Source organism: Microbacterium sp. PAMC21962 (assembly GCF_019443465.1).
In the GTDB taxonomy this organism is placed as follows: Bacteria; Actinomycetota; Actinomycetes; order Actinomycetales; family Microbacteriaceae; genus Microbacterium; species Microbacterium hominis.
Map to the genome: position 1 here is coordinate 2,422,166 of NZ_CP080381.1, position 19,209 is coordinate 2,441,374.

18 protein-coding genes and 1 pseudogene are annotated in these 19,209 nt (G+C 68.8%); 9 read left to right on the top strand and 10 right to left on the bottom strand.

Annotated features, from left to right (window positions below; all coding sequences use genetic code 11):
- Positions 1-18: 18 nt before the first annotated feature.
- Positions 19-303 carry a metal-sensitive transcriptional regulator gene (locus KY498_RS11600; protein ID WP_005049572.1) on the bottom strand — a complete coding sequence of 95 codons (285 nt, stop codon included), beginning with the start codon at positions 301-303 and terminating at the stop codon, positions 19-21.
- A 60-nt stretch (positions 304-363) separates the two neighbouring features.
- Between KY498_RS11600 and KY498_RS11605 the strand changes: the two genes are divergently transcribed.
- From KY498_RS11605 to KY498_RS11625, 5 genes and pseudogenes are all read left to right on the top strand, one after another.
- The gene (locus KY498_RS11605; RefSeq protein WP_036286077.1) at positions 364-951 is read left to right on the top strand and encodes an AAA family ATPase; all 588 of its coding nucleotides are present in this window, start codon (positions 364-366) and stop codon (positions 949-951) included.
- Positions 951-2,606, top strand: coding sequence for an AarF/ABC1/UbiB kinase family protein (locus KY498_RS11610; RefSeq protein WP_036286080.1), 1,656 nt, complete (start codon positions 951-953; stop codon positions 2,604-2,606). Before KY498_RS11605 ends, KY498_RS11610 begins: the two co-directional genes overlap by 1 nt.
- 39 nt (positions 2,607-2,645) lie before the next feature.
- Positions 2,646-3,137, top strand: a pseudogene (locus KY498_RS11615) (type II glyceraldehyde-3-phosphate dehydrogenase); the annotation flags it as partial.
- A gap of 77 nt (positions 3,138-3,214) precedes the next feature.
- The gene (locus KY498_RS11620) at positions 3,215-3,574 is read left to right on the top strand and encodes a helix-turn-helix transcriptional regulator (RefSeq protein WP_060960787.1); all 360 of its coding nucleotides are present in this window, start codon (positions 3,215-3,217) and stop codon (positions 3,572-3,574) included.
- Positions 3,571-5,484 carry a cation-translocating P-type ATPase gene (locus KY498_RS11625; protein ID WP_174524677.1) on the top strand — a complete coding sequence of 638 codons (1,914 nt, stop codon included), beginning with the start codon at positions 3,571-3,573 and terminating at the stop codon, positions 5,482-5,484. Before KY498_RS11620 ends, KY498_RS11625 begins: the two co-directional genes overlap by 4 nt.
- A 503-nt stretch (positions 5,485-5,987) precedes the next feature.
- On the opposite strand, the gene merB is transcribed toward KY498_RS11625, so the two are convergent.
- Positions 5,988-6,485 (bottom strand): organomercurial lyase, encoded by a 498-nt coding sequence (gene merB / locus KY498_RS11630; protein ID WP_025104814.1) that lies wholly within the window; start codon positions 6,483-6,485, stop codon positions 5,988-5,990.
- Entirely contained in the window at positions 6,395-7,819 is a 1,425-nt protein-coding gene (gene merA, locus KY498_RS11635) for a mercury(II) reductase (RefSeq protein WP_191009298.1), read from the bottom strand. Before merA ends, merB begins: the two co-directional genes overlap by 91 nt.
- Positions 7,820-7,934: 115 nt before the next feature.
- Here merA and KY498_RS11640 point away from each other — a divergent pair, with 115 nt between their 5' ends.
- On the top strand, positions 7,935-8,324 hold the full coding sequence (locus tag KY498_RS11640) for a heavy metal-responsive transcriptional regulator (RefSeq protein WP_017828519.1): 390 nt from the start codon (positions 7,935-7,937) through the stop codon (positions 8,322-8,324).
- Positions 8,325-8,398: 74 nt separating this feature from the next.
- On the opposite strand, the gene KY498_RS11645 is transcribed toward KY498_RS11640, so the two are convergent.
- The 3 genes from KY498_RS11645 to KY498_RS11655 form a co-directional block, all read right to left on the bottom strand.
- Positions 8,399-9,970 (bottom strand): hypothetical protein, encoded by a 1,572-nt coding sequence (locus KY498_RS11645; RefSeq protein ID WP_223849538.1) that lies wholly within the window; start codon positions 9,968-9,970, stop codon positions 8,399-8,401.
- A 390-nt stretch (positions 9,971-10,360) separates the two neighbouring features.
- Positions 10,361-10,654, bottom strand: coding sequence for a helix-turn-helix transcriptional regulator (locus KY498_RS11650; protein ID WP_223849006.1), 294 nt, complete (start codon positions 10,652-10,654; stop codon positions 10,361-10,363).
- A 31-nt stretch (positions 10,655-10,685) separates the two neighbouring features.
- Positions 10,686-10,973 (bottom strand): tyrosine-type recombinase/integrase, encoded by a 288-nt coding sequence (locus KY498_RS11655; RefSeq protein WP_375140940.1) that lies wholly within the window; start codon positions 10,971-10,973, stop codon positions 10,686-10,688.
- 65 nt (positions 10,974-11,038) lie between these two features.
- Between KY498_RS11655 and KY498_RS11660 the strand changes: the two genes are divergently transcribed.
- The 3 genes from KY498_RS11660 to KY498_RS11670 all read left to right on the top strand — a co-directional run bounded on the left by KY498_RS11660 (position 11,039) and on the right by KY498_RS11670 (position 12,852).
- Positions 11,039-11,443: a response regulator transcription factor gene (locus tag KY498_RS11660; RefSeq protein ID WP_051498749.1), complete on the top strand. Its 405-nt coding sequence runs from the start codon at positions 11,039-11,041 to the stop codon at positions 11,441-11,443.
- A 105-nt stretch (positions 11,444-11,548) separates the two neighbouring features.
- Positions 11,549-11,989 (top strand): zinc ABC transporter ATPase, encoded by a 441-nt coding sequence (locus KY498_RS11665; RefSeq protein WP_191009297.1) that lies wholly within the window; start codon positions 11,549-11,551, stop codon positions 11,987-11,989.
- A 77-nt stretch (positions 11,990-12,066) separates the two neighbouring features.
- Positions 12,067-12,852, top strand: a complete 786-nt coding sequence (locus tag KY498_RS11670; RefSeq protein ID WP_101305230.1) for a hypothetical protein — start codon at positions 12,067-12,069, stop codon at positions 12,850-12,852.
- Between the two features lie 396 nt (positions 12,853-13,248).
- Here the strand turns inward: KY498_RS11670 and KY498_RS11675 are convergent, their stop codons facing one another.
- Genes KY498_RS11675 through KY498_RS11690 form a run of 4 tightly spaced genes read right to left on the bottom strand, consistent with a single transcriptional unit; the run spans position 13,249 to position 19,182 of the window.
- Positions 13,249-13,443 (bottom strand): hypothetical protein, encoded by a 195-nt coding sequence (locus tag KY498_RS11675; protein ID WP_101305229.1) that lies wholly within the window; start codon positions 13,441-13,443, stop codon positions 13,249-13,251.
- The gene (locus KY498_RS11680) at positions 13,440-15,857 is read right to left on the bottom strand and encodes a TniQ family protein (protein ID WP_191009296.1); all 2,418 of its coding nucleotides are present in this window, start codon (positions 15,855-15,857) and stop codon (positions 13,440-13,442) included. Before KY498_RS11680 ends, KY498_RS11675 begins: the two co-directional genes overlap by 4 nt.
- On the bottom strand, positions 15,857-17,035 hold the full coding sequence (locus KY498_RS11685; protein ID WP_191009295.1) for an AAA family ATPase: 1,179 nt from the start codon (positions 17,033-17,035) through the stop codon (positions 15,857-15,859). Before KY498_RS11685 ends, KY498_RS11680 begins: the two co-directional genes overlap by 1 nt.
- The gene (locus tag KY498_RS11690; RefSeq protein ID WP_101305226.1) at positions 17,032-19,182 is read right to left on the bottom strand and encodes a DDE-type integrase/transposase/recombinase; all 2,151 of its coding nucleotides are present in this window, start codon (positions 19,180-19,182) and stop codon (positions 17,032-17,034) included. The genes KY498_RS11685 and KY498_RS11690 overlap by 4 nt, the downstream gene beginning before the upstream one ends.
- Between the last annotated feature and the right edge of the window lie 27 nt (positions 19,183-19,209).

A 19,209-nucleotide genomic window follows, 5' to 3' on the forward strand; every position in this document is an offset into this window, starting at 1 on the left:
ATGTGAGTGGGGACGACGTTAGGAGCGCACGAGGCGCGCGATCGCGGCGTTCGCCTCGCGGAGCTTCTCCTCCGCGAGCGGGCCGCCTTCGGCGGTCGCCTGCGCGACGCAATGCGCGAGGTGGTCTTCCAGCAGCGACAGCGCGACGGACTCCAGCGCCTTCGTCGCCGCCGACACCTGGGTCAGCACGTCGATGCAGTACACGTCCTCGTCGATCATCCGCGCGATCCCGCGCACCTGACCCTCCGCGCGGCTCAGCCGCGCCAGCAGCGCCGGCTTGTTGTCCACATACCCGTGTGCCATCTCGCACCTCCACCCACAATCTACCATACCCTGTAGGGGTACAGGGTGTAGGGTGAGGTCATGACCGGCATCCAGGAGCCGCGGCCCGCACAGACCACCCGTTGGCACGTCGTGACGGGCGGTCCCAGCTCGGGCAAGACCACCACGGTCAACCTGCTGCGGGGCCGCGGGTACACGACCACAATCGAGCACGCCCGCCACTACATCGACCTGCAACGGATCACCGGGCGCAGCACCGCGGAGGTGCGGGCACGGCAGAGCGAGTTCCAGCGCGCCGTCGTCGACATGCAGATCGAGCAGGAACGCTCCCTCGACCCGCAACAGACCGTGTTCCTGGACCGTGCTCTGCCGGACTCGCTCGCCTACTACCGCTTCCTCGGCCTCGCCCCCGGCACCGCCCTGCTGGGCGCGCTGGCCGGCGCCCGGTACGCGACGGTGTTCCTGCTTGACCTGCTCCCGCTGGCGTCCGACTACGCGCGCACCGAGGACCCCGCCGCGCAGCGGCGCATCCACGACCTGCTCGGGCTGGTGTACCAGGAGCTGGGCTTTCCCGTCGTCACCGTCCCCGCACTCGCCCCCGACGCGCGCGTCGACTTCATCCTCGAACGAGCATCGGCCGGCACTCCAGCCGAGAGGGGCGTGAGCTGATGGGCGCGGGGAGTAGCCGGTACCGGCAGATCGGGGCCGTGCTGCGCCGGCACGGACTCGGCGTCCTGGCCGGCGTGCTGGGCCTGGGCGGCTTGGTGCCGTTCCACCGCGGCGCCCTCGGACACGCCCGGCAGGAGGACCCCTACACGAACCCCGAGCATGTGCGGGTCGCGTTGGAGGAGCTCGGGCCGACGTTCGTGAAACTGGGCCAGATCCTCTCCACCCGGCACGATCTGCTCCCCGCGGCATGGGTCGCCGAGTTCGCCAAACTGCAGGACGACGTCGCCGCGGCACCGTGGGAGGGCATTCGGGACGTGCTCCGTGAAGAGCTCGGCGCCGACCCAGAGCACGTGTTCGCCCAGTTCGACCCGGTGCCGCTGGCGGCGGCGTCCATCGGGCAGGCGTACGCGGCAACTCTTCACGACGGCACCGAGGTCGTCGTGAAGGTGCGCCGGCCCGGCGTGGTCGCGCAGGTGCATGAAGACCTGGACATTCTCCGCAACCTCGCCGACCGCGCCGACCGGCGCTGGGATGCCATCCGGCAGTACGACCTGCCCGGGCTGGTGGAGGAGTTCTCCCGCACGCTGCGTGCCGAGCTGGACTACCTGCAGGAGGCCCGCAACGCCGAACGGTTCGCGCAGGAGTTCGCCCACGCGGCGCGGGTGCGGATTCCCCGCGTGCACGGGGAGACCACGACCTCGCGCGTGCTGACCCTGGAGCGGATGAGCGGGGTGCGGATCGACGACCTGGAGGGCCTGGACGCCGCCGGCATCGACCGGGTCGCACTCGCGCGGCTGGGTGCCGACATCGTGCTCACGATGGTGTTCGACAACCGGTTCTTCCATGCCGACCCCCATCCCGGGAACATGTTCGTGCAGCCCGACGGCGCGCTCGCGCTGATCGACTTCGGGATGGTCGGGGAGCTCACCGAACAGACCACGGACGGCCTCGCCGGCATCGTGCTCGCCTTCACCCGCGACGACCCGGACACCCTCACCACCGCCCTGATAGAACTCTCCCGGACCGCCGACGTCGTCGACCGGGCAGGGCTGCGGCAGGCGATCACCGCGTTCACGGCCCGCTACCGGGGCCGTTCGCTGTCGGAGATCAGCCTCGCAATCATGCTCCAGCAGCTGCTCGGCATCCTGCAGCAGCACCAGCTGCACCTTCCGCAGGAGACGGCGCTGCTGTTCAAAGTGCTGATGATGGCCGAAGGGACCGCGGCGCGGCTGGATCCGGACTTCCAGATGCTCGACGCCCTGCAGCCCTACGCTGAGCAGCTCACCCGCGCCCAGCTGTCCCTGCCGGCTCTGGCCCGGCGATGGGCGCGCGCGGGAGCCGACACCGGGGCACTGCTCACCGAGCTGCCCGCCACCCTGAGCCGGCTCCGGCATCTCCTCGAAGACGGCGGGTTCGAGGTGCACCTGCGCGCGACGGAGCTGGAACCTCTCGTCGGGCGCGCCGAACGCGTCGGCAACCGTGTCGTCGCGGGAATGATCGCCGCCGCGCTGATCAGCGGGATCGGCACCCTCGTCGGCGGGAACACGAAATGGCGCTCCCGGGAAGGCGTCCTGATCGGCGCCGGGACCGGCACGATCGGCGCCCTCGGCAGCTATCTGCTGTGGACGCTGCGGCGCCGCCGACCCCGCCCCTGACCCGCGCACGGCTCAAGAACACCACGAAAGGAGACGAAGATGGACAGGATCAGAGTCGGCGTCAACGGGTACGGAGTGATCGGCAAGAGGGTCGCCGACGCCGTCCACGCCCAACCCGACATGCACCTGGTGGGCGTCGCGGACATCGTCACCGACTGGCGAATACAATCCGCCGTCCCGCGGCTGCCCGTATTCGCCGCCACCCCCGACGCGCACAGCGGCATGGTGGACACCGGCATCCGCCCCGAGGGAACCCTCGACGATCTCCTCGCGCAGAGCGACGTGATCGTCGATACGACCCCCAAGCACGTCGCCGCCGGAAACCTGCCCCGCTACCAGGCGGCGGGAGTAAAGGTGATCGTGCAGGGCGGGGAAGCGCACTCGACCACCGGGCACTCCTTCGTCGCCCAGGCCAACTACGCCACCGCGCTCGGCCGGGACCTGACCCGGGTGGTGTCCTGCAACACCACCAGCATCGTCCGCGTCCTCGGCGCGCTCGAAAACGCCGGGCTGCTGCTGCGCGCCCGCGGGGTTACTGGTAGGGCCGAATGTCGCAGGGTGCACTATTCATCCTGGGATTAGTTCAGTCAACACTGTATGATCAGTGCATGCTGACCATTGCTCCACGTCTCGACGTCATGAACCGGCTCGGCCGGGCCATGGCGGACCCGACGCGCTCCCGGATACTGATGACCCTGCTCGACGGCCCCAGCTACCCGGCGGTGCTCTCGCGTGAGCTGGAGCTGACCCGCTCGAACGTCTCGAACCACCTGACCTGCCTGCGCGACTGCGGCATCGTGGTCGCCGAGCCGGAAGGGCGGCAGACGCGCTACGAGATCGCGGACCCGCACCTCGCGGCGGCGCTGACCGCGCTGGTGGACGTGACGCTCGCGGTGGACGAGCACGCGCCCTGCATGGACGCTTCGTGCACGGTGCCGGGCTGCTGCGGGACGGGAGCGGGCGCGTGAGCGCGGCGTGCGGCTGCGAGCACGACGAGCCTGAGACCGCAGTCGGCGAAGAGGCCGAGGAGGCGGAGCGCCCCTGGTGGCGGGACCGCGGGATCATGGTCCCGGTCTTCTCCGGTGTGGCGTTCCTCACCGGTCTGGCGCTGGAGTGGTCCGGGATGGAGATCCCTGCGCTGGTGCTGTTCTGGATCGGCCTGCTGCTGGGCGCGTCGACGTTCACGCCGGGCGCGATCCGGAACCTCTTCAAGGGCAAGCTCGGCATCGGGCTGCTGATGACCATCAGCGCGGTCGGCGCGGTGATCCTCGGCTACGTCGAGGAGGCCGCAGCGCTGGCATTCCTGTACTCGATCGCCGAGGCGCTGGAGGACAAGGCGATGGACCGTGCCCGCGGCGGGCTGCGGGCACTGCTCAAGCTCGTCCCGGAGACCGCCACCATCCGCCGCGACGGCGTCTCGGTCGAGGTCGCCGCGAAGGATCTGGCTGTCGGGCAGCTGATGTTGGTGCGGCCGGGTGAGCGGATCGCGACCGACGGCGTCGTCCGCACGGGACGTTCCAGCCTGGACACGTCCGCGATCACCGGGGAGTCGATCCCGGTCGAGGTCGAACCCGGCGATGCCGTCTCCGCCGGCGCAATCAACACCGCCGGGGCACTGGAGGTCGAAACGACCGCGGCAGGCACCGACAACTCACTGACCACGATCGTCGACCTCGTGGAGAAGGCTCAGGCGGAGAAGGGCGACCGCGCCCGCCTCGCCGACCGCATCGCCCGCCCTCTCGTCCCGGGCGTGCTGATCCTCGCCGCCCTGGTCGCGATCATCGGCTCGCTGCTCGGCGACCCGGAGCTGTGGATCACCCGCGCCCTGGTCGTGCTGGTCGCGGCATCGCCCTGCGCACTGGCGATCTCCGTGCCGCTGACCGTGGTCGCGGCGATCGGCTCGGCGAGCAAGTTCGGCGTGATCATCAAGTCCGGTGCCGCGTTCGAGCGGTTCGGCGTGATCCGCCACGTCGCCGTCGACAAGACCGGCACCCTCACCCGCAACGAGCCCGCCGTCACCGCCGTCCTCACCGTGGACGGTGTGAGCGAGGCGGAGGCGCTGGCGTGGGCGGCCGCTCTGGAGCAGCACAGCACCCACCCCCTCGCCGCCGCGATCACCGCCGCAGCGCCGGATGCCCCTGCGGCGGAGGGCGTGACCGAGCAGGCCGGGCACGGCATCGAGGGCGAGCTCGCCGGCGCGCGGATCACCGTCGGCAGCCCGCGCTGGCTCGACGCCGGGACCCTCGGCGACCGGGTCGCGGGGCTGGAGGAGCAGGGCATGACAGTCGTGATCGTCCACCGCGGCGGCGTCCCGGTCGCCGCGATCGGCGTCCGCGACGAGCTGCGCCCCGAGGTCCCTGAAGTGGTCCGCACCCTCGCGACCCAGGGCATCGGGGTGACCATGCTCACCGGCGACAACGCCCGCACCGCCCGCGCCCTCGCTGCGCATGCAGGGATCGATGACGTCCGCGCCGAGCTGCGCCCCGAAGACAAGGCCGCCGCGATCGCAGAGCTCGGTGCGAAGGGGCCGGTCGCGATGATCGGCGACGGCATCAACGACGCCCCTGCGCTGGCCGCCGCGGACATCGGGATCGCGATGGGCGCGACGGGCTCCGACGCCGCGATCGAGTCGGCCGACGTGGCCTTCACCGGTCACGATCTGCGGCTTCTCCCGCGCGCGTTCGCCCATGCCCGTCGGGGGCGGCACATCATCAACCAGAACATCATCCTGTCGCTGCTGATCATCACCGCCCTGCTCCCGCTCGCCCTCTTTGGCGTCCTGGGGCTTGCGGCGGTGGTGCTGGTGCACGAGATCGCCGAGGTGATCGTGATCCTCAACGGCCTGCGCGCCGCGTCGACGCGGAAGGCAAGCACGTGACCGCGCAGGACGTCGCCGCCGCGTGACGGCTTGATCCGGGACCATGCGGATGACCTTTAGATTTCACATCAGAGTTCGCGCGCGTTGATCGGCGACTTGCCTGCTGGCTAGGGGCCTATCGGGCGGGCCGTATGCCGGGGTCTAATGGCCATGATCATTTGGTTCCGGTTTCCCTTCGCCTCGGGTCTGTCTTCGTTATGGTCGGGCGAAGGGGCGGGCAGCAGTCGGGGTCGTTTTCGCGGCGGTGTCGCCTGGCACGCGCTGTCATCACGATGCTTGCAACCACCGCGAGGATCAGGAGTGCGGCACCGCCCGTGATCACCCACGGGTTGCGGAGGAGGGTGCCGATCCCTGTGATCGTGCCTCCGACGACGAGAAGTGGAAGGAGGGCGCAGCAGCCGACCACGAGCAGTGCGGCGACGGCCCCAAGGAGCAGGCCACGGCCGCCTCGCTGGTCGTCCTGGTTGGGAGGCATTGGTGTTCTGTCCTCTCGTGGTGCCGTCTCAGCAGCAGGTCTCGGGACCGCAGCAGCTTCCAGACAGTTCGTCGGCACCGGTCCGGGGGCGCTCGAGCATCTCGGTGATCAGGGTGCTGCCAACCTCGAAGGCATCGGCGACCGTGAGGATTTGGGCCATCGGGTGTTCCGTGAGCCATCCGGCGGCGTCCTCGCGGGAAGCGAAGTAGTGGACCTGGTTGCAGAACGAGGAGCGAATCGAGTGCATGGCCTCGGGGCTGACCAAGGACACCACCGCGGTCGCCGGTTCCACGCTAGTGACACCGGCGGTCGAGTCGACGGTGACGCGGATCGTGTCGCCGCTGGCCGGGGAGATCGATTCGACCCGGGCGGGCCGATCGAGGAGCGGGCGAGGCTCCAGTTTCTGATGGGGTGGATCCGCTGTCTGGCGCGCGGTCAGGCGCAGCAGGACAGCATCGACACATCGGTGGTGAAGGCCTTGGCTACGATCCGGATGCCTTCGGCCGTGGTCAGGTACGGGGCCCACGCGTCGGCGACCTCGGTGATGGTCTTGCCGAGGATGTGGACACCTGCGGCGGCGAGTTCGCCGGCGTCCTTGGCGACCGCGGTCAGGCCGAGGATCTCGCCGGTGTCCGCGTTGGCGACCATCTTGATGAACCCGCGGGTGTCCCGGTTCACCAGCGCGCGGGGCACGTACTCCAGTGGCAGGACACGGCAGTCGCAGCGGATCCCGGCCGCGATGACCTCCTTCTCGGTCATCCCGACCGCGCCGACGGCAGGGCTCGTGAATGTGACCCGCGGCATCCGCGTGTAGTCGACCGACGTGCTGGCGTCAGTGAAGGCGTTCTCGGCGACCAACGTGCCGTGCCGGGCTGCGACGTAGACGAACTCGGGGTGCCCGGTGACATCCCCAGCCGCCCAGACGCGAGGGTTGGAGGACTGCAACTGGTCGGTGACCACGACCTCTCCGGCCGCGCCGGTCTTCACTTGCACGGTCTCGAGGTTGAGCCCGTCGGTGACCGGGGCGCGGCCGAGCGCGACGAGGATCTCGTCGGCACGGAACTCCTGCACGCCGCCCGAGACCTCGGCCGCGGCGACGATCTGGCCGGTGCCCGGGTCGCGGGTGACGCGGGTGGGGATGGCGCGGCGGACCACTCGGATGCCCTCGTCGGCGAAGATTTCCTGCAACGCCTTGGAGACTTCCGGCTCCTCCTTCGACGCCAGCCGGGACCTCACCAGCAGAGTCACCTTCGAGCCGAGCCGGGCGAACAACTGTGCCATCTCCAGCGCCACATAGCCCCCGCCGAGCACCAGCAGCGAGTCAGGCACCTCGGACAGCTCCATCGCCGACGTCGAGGTGAGAAAGTCGACGCCGTCCAGCCCCTCGATGGCAGGAGCCCACGGGCGGGAGCCTGTGGCGATGAGGTAGTGGGCGGCCTCGATGGTTTCGACGGTGCCGTCCGCGGCGGTGACCTCGAGGACCGACGCATCCGGCGTGCCGGCGAACGCCGCCTCGCCCTGGCGGACCGGCCAGCCGTAGGCTTCTGCCACGTCGATGTACTTCTCACTCCGCATCGCCTCGACCAGGTCCCGCTTGCCACCCACCAGCCCGTGCATGTCTACCGGGCCAGCGGTGGCGGCGATCCCCGGGAACCGGGAGCCCGCATCCGCGGCCACGTGGCGGGCCTCGGCGGCCGCGAGCAGCGCCTTGGACGGAACGCACCCCGTGTTCACGCACGTGCCGCCCAACGTGCCGCGCTCGATCATCACCACCGACTTTCCCAGTGTGGTGGCGCGGATCGCCGCGGCGAATGCCGCGCCACCCGACCCAATCACGGCCAGATCAAACCTCGATGGCATCCTTATTCCTCCCTGGACATCTTGGAACATCCCGCTGATACACTCATCATGAACCTTCCACCACAGGGGAAGGTCAAGCACGAAATTTGCGACCAGCGAAAAGGGGGGGCGGGGAATGCGGATCGGAGAGCTCGCCGACGCGGCCGGCACCACGGCGAAGACGTTGCGGTTCTACGAGGACCAGGGGCTCCTGCCGCCGGCCGGGCGCACGCCCAGCGGCTACCGCAACTACACCGCCGAGACCATCGCCCGAATCGACTTCATCCACCGCGGCCAAGCCGCTGGACTCACCCTCGCCCAGATCCAGCAGATCCTCCACATCCGCGACCACGGCCAAGCGCCCTGCAGCCACGTCCGCGACCTCCTCGACGCACGCCTCACCGATATCGACCAGCAGCTCAGGCAGCTCCACGACCTGCGCGACACCCTCGCCGGGCTCCGCGACCAGGCCGAGCACGTCGAGCCCGACACGTGCAGCTCGGATCAGGTCTGCCGCTATCTGTAGCCAAGCCCGGGGGTCTGTCCGATAATTCAGGCAGTCCCACTGGAGGCGCAAGCGTAGCGGGAGGCCATTGGTGCTCAGGTCGAGGTTGAGCGCAGCGCGGGATAGTCGGACCATTCGCCCCCGGAGAGGCGTGCCCAGGCGGCAGCTGATGACGCCGTGATGCCGAGCAGGTCGGACACGATTCGAGGATGCAGTTGTCGGGTGAGGTCCATCAGCGCGGTGACACGAGCGCTGCCGGCGAGGAGTCCTTCTTGACGGAGTCGACGGCTGAGCGGCCCGGGGGTGATCGGTCGGCCCGGGTTCCTGCCCGGGAAGAGCCAAGTGTCGGAGCGGTTGCCGTCGAGCAGCTGGACCATTGCTTCGGCGAGGACTTCGGGCAGCTCGATCGGTTCAGTTCCGACCGTCAGCGTCATGGGGCGCGCGGTCGTATCGACTTGTGCGCGGGTGATCGCTGCGATGCGGGTCAGGTGGAGCCCGTAGAACAGGACGAGCAATCCGCTGACTCGCGTCACGGGATCCATGTCGTCTCGCGTGATGAACGCGCGTGCCATCGTCCACCGATGGTCGGCGGCGTAGTCGCGCCCTTCGAGGCGATGGCTGCGGAACTCGACCCGGAGGCGGCTCAGGCGGTGCCGTCGCAGCCACCGGGTGAACGGCGCGAGGGCATCCCGTTGTGAGGGCGAACCGGTGAGGAAGCCGTCGAGAGATCGCTGCGGGTATGTCGTCAGCGTTTCGCCGCTCGCGCGGATCTGCTGCAGGAGGGCCGCGCACCGCTTCAGCGCCGCACGCACCTTCTGATAGGTGGAGCCGGATCGGACGGCCGTAGCTGGTCTGCCCCTGAGTGATCTGCCCGACGGCAGCAGCTCCCAGGTGCAGTACCGCCGTAGGAGGAGCCGGTCCTCGGGATGGGGGACGGTCGGAAGCCACCGTTGGAACCAGTGCTCGAACCTCGCCGCTTGGATGTCGAAATCGGGCAGCACGCCTGAGCGGATGAGGAGCGAGAGCAGGAATGCCACGGACTGGCCGGCGTGCGCTCTGGTCATGATCGCGTCCGCGGTGAGGGGCAGCGTGCCATCGGCGAGCTCACGGAGGACGACCGCACAGCGGCTCTTGTACAGCCACCGCTCGAGGGAGATCGCACTGCCGTGGTGCGTCACCAGATACTCCGCGAGCGGGTGCAGCTCGGGGCGGATCTCTCCGCTGTCGTCAGCAAGCAGTTGCTGGATGGCGATAGGTCGCCGGCACTCTACGCATAGCCGGTGCTTGCGCACCTCTTCGATCGTCCCGCATCCCGGGCATGCCATCGTCACGGGAGCTCCTGCGCACTCGGTGCAGACCTTGTGCCCATTCATGAAGCCAGTGAGGAACACCTTCCGCCCGCACTCCGGGCACGGCTGGGGGCGTCGCATCGCGTAGTAGCAGCGGGCGCAGACCCGTCGGCCGTCCAGGTGCGTCGCTACGCGGCCCGGCTCCCCGCAGAGCTCGCACATCTTGACCGGCGCGGTGTAGCACGCGAGACAGACGAGCGCGGGGCGACGGACGATAATCGTGGCGTTCTGCCCGCATCGCGAGCAGTCGCCGAACGACCGCGGATCGGCTCGCCAGCAGTCCCGGCAGAACCGTTGCCCATCGACGGTGCGCTGCACGGGCTGAACTCGTCCGCATCTGGCACACGCGACCGATCGGGCATTCCGTTCACAGCGCGAGCAGTGGCGACCGCCGGTCTGCGTCTTGTGAGGCATCCGAACGGCACGTCCACAGGAATCGCATGTAGGCAAGACGACCCGCCCGGCACCCTCGTTCACGAGAGCGTGGGCCAGATCCTGCACCGTCACCGGTACGTTCCGGTGTCGCCCTTCGAGGACTCCAGGTTGTTTGAGGAGTGCGAGTTCGAGACGCCGTTGGGTGAGCGGCACGGGTGCGACTTCAGCCACGATCTCAACAAGGCGCTCCACCGGGATCTCCGGCGCGATCGCGTGGACGAGCCCGGCGACCTCAGCAACCCTGGGCTCCTGCGGAGGCTTCGCCACCGCGGCCTACTTCGAGCGCGGGCGACGGATCGTGGCCCGCACGGGCCGCAGATCGCCGATCGCACCCCGCGTCGCCTCTTCACCCACCGCGACCGGGGCCGCAGCCTCCCGGCGGGTGACCTGCACGAGGTCGTCGAGCGAGCACTCCAACGCGTCGCACAGCGCGGCGAGCACGTCGATGCGAACCCGCTGCGGTGCTTGCGTCACCAGTCGGTACACCTGTTCCCGGGACAGGTCGACGCCCCGCTCCTCGAGCAACGGCTTCAGCTTGGAGGTCTGGAAGATCCCGCGCGAGGCCATCACGCTGCGGAGGCTCCATGCGGTCTCGAGCTCAACGGTAATCTGCTTCTCCTTCGATGAGGGCCTTCAATGCGTCCGCGAGTACCCGGTTCTTGAAGTCCGAGCTGACGGAGGCGTAGATCGAGGTCGTCGAAGCATGCATGTGCCCGACCTGCTCCTGGACGAATCGGTCGGCGTAGCCGAACTCGAGCAGGTGCGTCACGTACGAATGCCGGAGGCTGTGCAGAGTCAGGGCCTTTGACAAGCCGGCCTCGTCCCGCAGCTCCGCGAACCGCCGGTCGAGATAGCCGGCCGACAGTCGGGTGCGGCGTTCCGTCACCCACAGCGCGTCAAGACGGTATCCACGCCACCCGCGCAATTGTCGACGGCGGGCTGCGGAGCCGCGTGATCGTACTCACGACGTTCGACTTGGACGAGTACGCCTTCGGGGCACTCCGCGCGGGGGCGAGTGCGTTCCTCGTCAAAACTGCGACACACCAAGAACTCGTGGACGCCGTACGCGTCGTCGCTCGAGGCGATGCCATCGTGACGCCCCGCATCACACGGCAGCTCATCGACGCCTACACCGGCCGCGACCAGCCCGTCCCGGGCGGACAGGGCCTCTCGGTTCTGTCCCCCCGAGAACGCGACGTTTTCAACGCGATCGCGCTCGGCCTCTCCAACGGCGAGATCAGCCAGGCACTGCATCTCTCACCCGCAACGGTGAAGACGCATATCAACCGAATCTTCGCCAAGCTCGGCGTCCGCGACCGCGTGCAGGCTGTGATTCTTGCCCACCAGCTCGGGTAGACCATCGGTGGTCAAGCGAACTGATGCGCGAACGCGACGGGGCTGAGCCCTAGACGCCGCGGTGCCGAAGTGAGACACTTCTCTGTTCTACTTCGGGAGGTCACCATGGGCGACGATGAACCGGCGGTCGATTGGGAAGGCGTCATCCGCGAGATGATCACGCGTGCGACCGAGGCGGCGCCCACCGAACCGGGCGTCTACAAGATGCCGTGCGGTGAGTGTGTGGTCGATTTCTTCATCACCGCTGAGGGCGAGGAACGCTGGCTCGTCGCCGGGGACGACCGCTCCTACACTCGTGAGACCGTCGCGATCGCCCGTCACGGAGACCACCCCTGGGAGCGTCTCTACACGCTCGCTGACGCGGCAAGGGAAGTGGCGCGAGTCGCCGCCGCGAACGGCGGCGACATCGACCGAGTACTCGAGGAGCTGGTCGAAGCAATCGACGACCGCGAGGTCGAGCGGGTGGTGCGTGAGCGGGATGGCATGAGCGGTGAACCGCTCGAGGATGTGGCGGCGCGCTTCGGGGTCGACCTCGATGATCTCTAGGAACATCTACACCCGTCTAGCGAAACGATAGATATCCCTAGATTTCTCGAGGGCCACGCTCATCGAAGGAGGCCGGTGTGAGCCAGTATCCGTGGTTTGACTTCGACCAGGTGGACTTCGTCACCTCGGACCAGCACTTCAGCCACGCACGGATCAGCGAACTCGCCGACCGCCCGTTCGCGACCGTGGAAGAGATGAACGCGGAGCTGGTGCGACGGTGGAACGAGGTCGTGGGACCGGACGACATCGTCCTTCATCTCGGTGACCTCGCGCTCGGACCGATCGAGGAATCTGTCGGGCTGACCGAGCACCTGAACGGGCGACGATTTCTCGTGCCCGGCAACCACGACCGAGTTTCGCCGGCAACACAGTCAAGGCGCGCGATCGAACGATTCGCCCCGCTGTACGAGGCGGCCGGGTGGAGCATACTCCCCGAGGTCATCGAGGGCACCCGCCGCGGGTACCGGATCCTGGCATCCCACTATCCCTACAGCGGCGACTCGCACGGCACCGACCGGCATACGACGCACCGCCCACGCGGCGACGAGGGCGTTCCGCTGCTGCACGGTCACACGCATGCCCGCGATCACGGCCCCCACGGGCACGAGTTCCACGTCGGCGTCGACGCCCACGACTTCACGCCCATCCGCTTCACCGTCATCGACGAATGGATCCGCAGCCTGCCGGACATCGAGACACGACTGCAGGCCGCAACTCGGGAAGCGCGCACCGTGCTCGCCGATATCGTCGGCGGCGAAACCCCGGGCTCGGACGCGCTGTTCTACACACAGGGATACAACGAGCTCGTCATCGTTCTCGAGGAGCTTCTCGCCGCGCTCCCTCCCGACGAGGCGGACGGGTAGCCGGGAACAGGTCGCCGTTCGCGGTGGGGCCGGATCGGAGAGTGCGCGTCTCGGTCCGGTAGCGCACCCATCCCTGCCTTCGCCAATGCACCATCACGAGGCTCCGGACTGCGCGTGACGACCACGCCTCCTCGTGGTCGGCGTAGTCGGGGTCTTGTGCGGCGAGCTCGGTGAACAGCTCGCGGAACGTCGGCGGTTCGCCGTGCTCGCGGGTGTACCGGTGGATGATCTTCACAGCGCGACGCGCCCAGCTCGGCGCGCTCTTCGCTGACGTGAGCTCGGTGAACAGCGGCGCCAGGTGAGGTGCCGACCACGGCTTTTCGGTCCACCCGGAGTTGTTCCACTGCATCGTGTCGGGCTGGAGGACCGGCTCGCCATCCTCGGTAGAGCCGGGGCTCACCGCCGCGCCTCGGGGTCGACGGACGCGCGCAGTGAACCAGCGGGCGTGGTCGGCGGGGAGCTGAGCTCAGTCTGTGACCCGGCGTCCTCCGTCACGGCCATCAGCGCCGCGGTGTACTTCTCCCCTGTCACCTTCATGCGCTCCCGTGCTGCCCGTTGCAGACGACTGGAGGTCCGCTTCTTCTCGGTCATGATGCCTTCTTCTCTTCGGTAGGTGATGTGGTCTGGGTATGGGGGTCGGCGGCGAGGGCGCGATGGAGCTCGCGAGCGAGCCGTTCGCCGAGTGGGGTGAGGCGCATCGGCCTGTTGCGTGCCGCGGCAACGAACAGGCCCCCGCCGACGTCGGCGCCGAGGCTTGCGAGCTGGGCGCTCAGTGAGCTTTGGGTCGTGCGGATGGTCGCCGCGGCGGCGCGCACGTTGTCGTGCTGTGTGGCGATGAGGAATCGGCGCGCGCGTTCGATGGGGTGGCGGCCGACGAGGGCGCGCTGGAGGAGCCGTGACCGGCCGGCCAGTGGGTGAGGGGTGCGGTCGTGTGGGCCGGGTCGCATCGTGATGCCTGCCGCTTGGATGCGGTGCGCGATCGTGGGAGCGCTGCAGCCGACGAGCGCCGCGATCTGTCGCAGCGTCATCCCTTCCTTCTCGTACCGCTCGCGCAGCCAAGCCTCGTCGATGACGAACGTGGTGGGCCGTCCGCGGCGGAGGGTGCTGTTGCCGTCGGCGAGCACACGCGACACCGTCTGCCGCGATACTCCCGTCCGCCGTGCGAGCTCATAGGTGGTCGCGCCCTCACCGTATTGGGCGATGAGTTCGCGGCTGCGAGATGGTGTGTCGAGTGCGCCACGGACGGGTCTGGCCGTCGCCCACTCACCGACGGGGTCGCTGCGGACGGCGGGTTCGATGTGCGTCGACAGCGGGGGCGCCCAGCTGAGTGGCTCGTCGATCCCTCGGCGGAGCAGGAAGGCGCGGCCGATATCGTTCAGCTCGCGGCGCACGGTGTCCGGCAGCGTCTTCGTGAACGTCGTGACCGTCCGCGGAGATATCCCGGCCGCGTCCCATGCTTCCGGTGCGCGTCGCATCGAGTTGCCGGTGATGGCCCGGTAGAGGTGGGCGCGCGCATCGCGGTGTCGGGCGCCGGAGCCGGGTTGGACATTCAGTCGGGCGCACAGCTGCTGCCATTCCTCTTCGGGAAGGAGTTCAGTGCAGTCGAGTCTGCGGCGGCGTGCGTAGTCGATCGGTGTCTCGTGGCTGTCGAGGTAGGCGGCGAGGTTGAGGATCGCCGCGAGGGCGGGCGTCTCCGCGCCCGGCCTCCCGAACTCGCGCATCACATGAGTGACCTGACGAATGGGCGCCGTCGAGTCCAGGAGGGCGAGGGCAGCGGAGTGGGTCAGCCGTGTGCCGGTGAACACGACGGCCGCGGCCAGCGCGGAGGCGGCGACGTCGCCGTTGATGCGGCGTGGGGTGAGCGCGTTCGTCCATTCATCCCAGAGTTGTGCGGGCACCTTCCGTGCCCGCTCTTCCGGGTTTACGTCCGAGGCTGGCGCAGCTTGTAGGAACAGCGTCGGTCGTCGGGTGCGTCCGAGGGACGCGGCGATCAGTCGCTGCAGCTGCGGCGTCTGACCGGTGTACGACGTGCTCACCGCGAGGCGCCCAGCCAGCAGCCGAACCGCACGGTCGGGGTCTTCGAGTGCGGCGATCGCGATCGTCGTACCGACCGCGCCGCCGGCCGCTGTGGGCGGTCCCGCCCACGTCCACTCATGCTTGTCTCGAGGCACCGCCGCGAGGAGGTCCGTTTCCAGCTCTGGCATGTCGAGGTCGCCGCCATCGCAGAGCGTAACTCCTGCGGCGCGGGTGAGGAGACGGATGTCTTCGAGGACGGTGATCGCGGGTTGCGGGGCGTCCGCATAGATCCCGAACCGGCCCTCGCCGGTGGAGAGGATCTGCATCATTCGGCGCTGTGCGTGGAGCGCCGGGTCGGGTGCGGCGATGCGTTCGGGATGCGCGGTGAGGTCGCCGCGGCAGCGGCTCGCGATCGGGCCCGTCCCGGCACCGGCGACGGGATTGTGGCAGTGCCCGGGATGTGGGATCCCGGCGAGCGGGTGCCCGGTGTGACGCGGTGGCTTGTGGCACACCGGGCAGTTGTCGGCGAGGATGCGGCGGTGTCTGACGCACGCGAAGGTGAATGGGAACTGCCACGACATCCGCCACCTGCCTCCGGAGTCCGCCAGGCATTCGGGGCAGTACCGTCCCGCCATCCCGCCGACGGGGCAGCGGAAGCTGATCCGTCCCTGCCGGGTGTAGCGGATCGCGTGGCGTGCGAACCGCATCCGCGTCATCTCCTGGAACTGCGCCGCCGGGATCCCCGTCGACCGCTCCAGCCGGGACGCCTGCTCATCGGTGAGCTCGGTCGCCCACTGCGCGGCCATCCACGATGTCGCTGACACCGCCCTGCCGCCCTCCTGCTCCACCAGGCCGAGCGCGCACGCCATCTCCGCGACAGTCGCGCGGTTCGCGGCCGCCGAGGCCTCCAGCCAGGAGTCGAACGGCTCATCCGGCAAGGGGCGGACCCGGAACGGAAGGACGCGCACGGCACCGGCCGTCTCGCTCATCAGGCGGCCTCCTCGCCGGTCTCTTCGGCGCCGTCGCTCTTCAGTCGGCGTCGGCGCCGCTCACGGCGTGCCCGATCCTCTTGGTCGTGCTTGGCCTGCAGCTCGGTGCGCTCCGTTTCTGCTCCCTCGTCGATGCGGATGTCGTCGAGGAGCTTCCGGTCGATCCGCTCGGCGCCGGTGCGGATGGCGCGGGACGCGCCGCGGCGGATGAGGTCCATGAGCGAGCCGATGTTGCCGGTGGTGCGGGCAAACAGGTACCGCGACATGTCGACGAGCATCCCTTCGTGCGCGTCCGCGAGCACGAGGGCCTGTTCGATGTGCCAGAGCAGGCTGTCCCACTCCTGGCGGGTCTGCTTGGTGCGCAGGCTGTACGGGTCGAGGCTGAGCACGGTCCAGCGGCGGAACGTCTGCGCCATCGCCGCTTCCTTCCCGGTCGCGCCCTCGCCGACGAGGCCGCGTTCGCGGAGCGCGACGCCGGCGAACAGGAAGGTGGCGCTGTACTCGTTGGACAGCCACTTCAGCTGGTTCGCGACCTCGACACCGTCGCGGGTGCGCATCTGGATGAAGTGCAGATCGTCGATGATCACGAGGCGGGTGTCGTGCCGTTCGATGCAGTCCGCGGCCGCCCGCGCCAGATCTCGGCCGGCCATCGAACGGTGCAGGATGCCCGCGGTCGCGGGGTGGGCGTAGAACCCGAGGATCATCATGTGCAGGCCCTTGATCGTGAGGCGCCCTGGGACGGTGATGTGGCAGACCGGGAGGTGGAGGATGTCGCGATCCTCGTCGAGGTACTCGCCCACTTCCGCGATCCGCTGACGGTGGAAGTCGCGCCCGAACGTGTTGACCACCGTCGACTTCCCGAGGGCCGGTGGGGCGTCGAGGGCGGCGGCGGATTTGACCCGGTCGGAGTCCTGCAGGTTGCTGTCCAGGATGTCGCCCAGTTGCAGGTGCACCCCGTGCACCTGCCGGGTGCGCAGCAGGATGTTCGCGTGCCACGCCCGCCGGTCCGCGTTGTACCGCGCGAACTCGTCCGGGCCGAGCGGTCCGAGCTGCTCGGTCGTTAGCAACGCGGGCTTATCGCGCGGGGGACGTTCGGCGAAGTCCTTCCATCCCTCGTAGGTCGACAGGCTCCGCTGCCGGCGAGGCGCGTCGTGCTCGCCCGGGACTGTGGCGGTCATTGGATCATCTCCATCGGCTCGAAGTGGTAGTCGGATCGGATCGTGGGCTCGTCGATGTCGTCCTCGTCGTCGTCATCGCCCGTTTCGGGAATGTCGACGCGCTTGCGTGGGTCGCGGACCTCGCCGGTGAGCTCCCGTCCGAGATCTGTGGTGGGGTTCAGTTCGGCCTCGAGCATCCGCTGCACGGTGCGCAGCGACCACACCCCGTCAGCCGCGGGATCCTTCTCGTTGAGCTGCGCGGCCATGCGGGAACTCATCCGCCTCTCCGATGGGGTGAGCGCGCGTCCCGCGCCCCAGTCCTCGAGCAGCTGCGCGGCGACGTCGTCGACCTGAGAGGGGCGACCCTGGCGGATCGCGATCTTCTTCGCGTACTCCAGCGCGTCGAGGCTGAACGGTGTGTCGAAGGCTCCCTTGTGCTCCCACTCGAGGGTGTGCCAGGTGCCGTCCTCGGGGTCGTGGAAGTAGATCTGCGTCAAGTCGTCGGGGTTGACCACGAACGGCCACTCCGTGCCCTTGTCTCGGTGGATCGACCGGGCGCGGTTGCGGTACTTCGCGACCGAGTCTCCGGTGTAGCGCAGCTTGTGGATCTCGACGCCGTAGTGATTGAACTGCCGTTTCACCACCGGCAGCAGCTCGAGGAGAACGCTCCGGTCGATCGGCATCCGCAGTTGCCCGGCAACGGCGAGCCCCTGGTCGTATCTCTCGGCGGGGCTGAGCTTGACGCCGGGGAGGCGGGGATCCTCGAGGGAGTCGTGGGGTCGGAGGTGGTAGACCGTCGCGACCCATTCGCGGATGATCTGCTCCAGCTGCGGGACCGTGTAGACCGCGTCGGCTTCGACGTCGTCGCCGCGGCCGCCGACGTCCGCGCCCTTGTAGCCAGGGAGTTCCTGGAGGAACGTGTCGAGGGTGCGGAAGAACCTCTCGACAGGGCTCTTGTCGGTGGGCTGGTAGACGCGGGCCGGCTGGATGGATATGCCCAGGCGTGCGCACGCGCTGGTCACGTGCTCCGAGAGGTACGGTGCGCCGTGGTCGACGATGATCGTGTCGGGCAGGATCCCCGCACGGACGAACCGCGGGACGCGGATGCGCGTCGGGTCGACGAGCACGGAACCGGCGACACCGTGGAAGGGCCATCGTGCGCTCGTGCCCCACTCCGCGGGAGTGTCGAAGGGTTGGCACGCTTCCATGAGCACGCCGGATACGTCGATGGATTTCGTTGAGCCGGGCGTCAGCCGCATGCCGAGAATGCAGCGGGAGTAGAGGTCGATCGCGACCGTGAGGTCTGCGGCGACCCACTTGCCCGTCACCGGGGCCACGGCGAAGACGTTGAGCGGCGTCGTATCGAGGAGAACGTATTGGCCGGGCGCGGTGGCGTGCAGGCGTCCGTACGGAGCGGGCGGCCGGTTCGCGTTGGAGCGCTTGCGCTTGGTGCTCCCGGAGAAGGTCGCGCGGCCACGGGAGAGCTCGTCGAGGATCTTGTATGCGGCGCTTCGAGAAGGGGCGGCGACGATACCTGGCCCGTGGGTGCGGTCGGCTCGGGCGTTGACTCTCGCGATGATGATGCTTTTCGCGACCTTCGACTCCGGCGTCTGCTCATCGATGACCTCACGTGCCGCCGTGACCCAGCGGTCGTCGAAGTTGACGAGCAGATTGCCCGGCTGCGCCTTGCGGTGATCGATCAGTCCGATCTCGCCGGCATCCTTATACCGCGCCACCCACCTCGCGACGGTCCGGCGACCCTTACCGAGCTCGAGCGCCTTCGCCGCGATCCGCTCCTCGATGCGACGCTCCGGATGGTAGGCGAGCTTCGGTTCGCCCTCACGTGCGATCTCGGCCGCCCCCGACCGGTAGCCGGTGAGGACCTCTCGCACATGATCAGCGCGCTCGGCGGACACCGCGCGGGCCGCGTCGCTGGCATCGGCCCAGACGACACCCAGTGGAGCCGCGTCCTCATCGCGACTGTTTCCGGGGATGCGTGTCGTACCTCCCTCAGCGCGGGGGCGCAGGAGGTCGATCATCCGCAGGCGCCGAACCTGCCCAGTTCGGGTACGGACGATGACCGCGCCCTCGCAGATCTCCGCAACGGTGCAGGCATCGCCGTCGTAGACGATGTCCACGCCGGGTTTCAGGGTCCACGTGCTGCTCATCGCTATCTCCTTCAGGTGTTGAGGGGG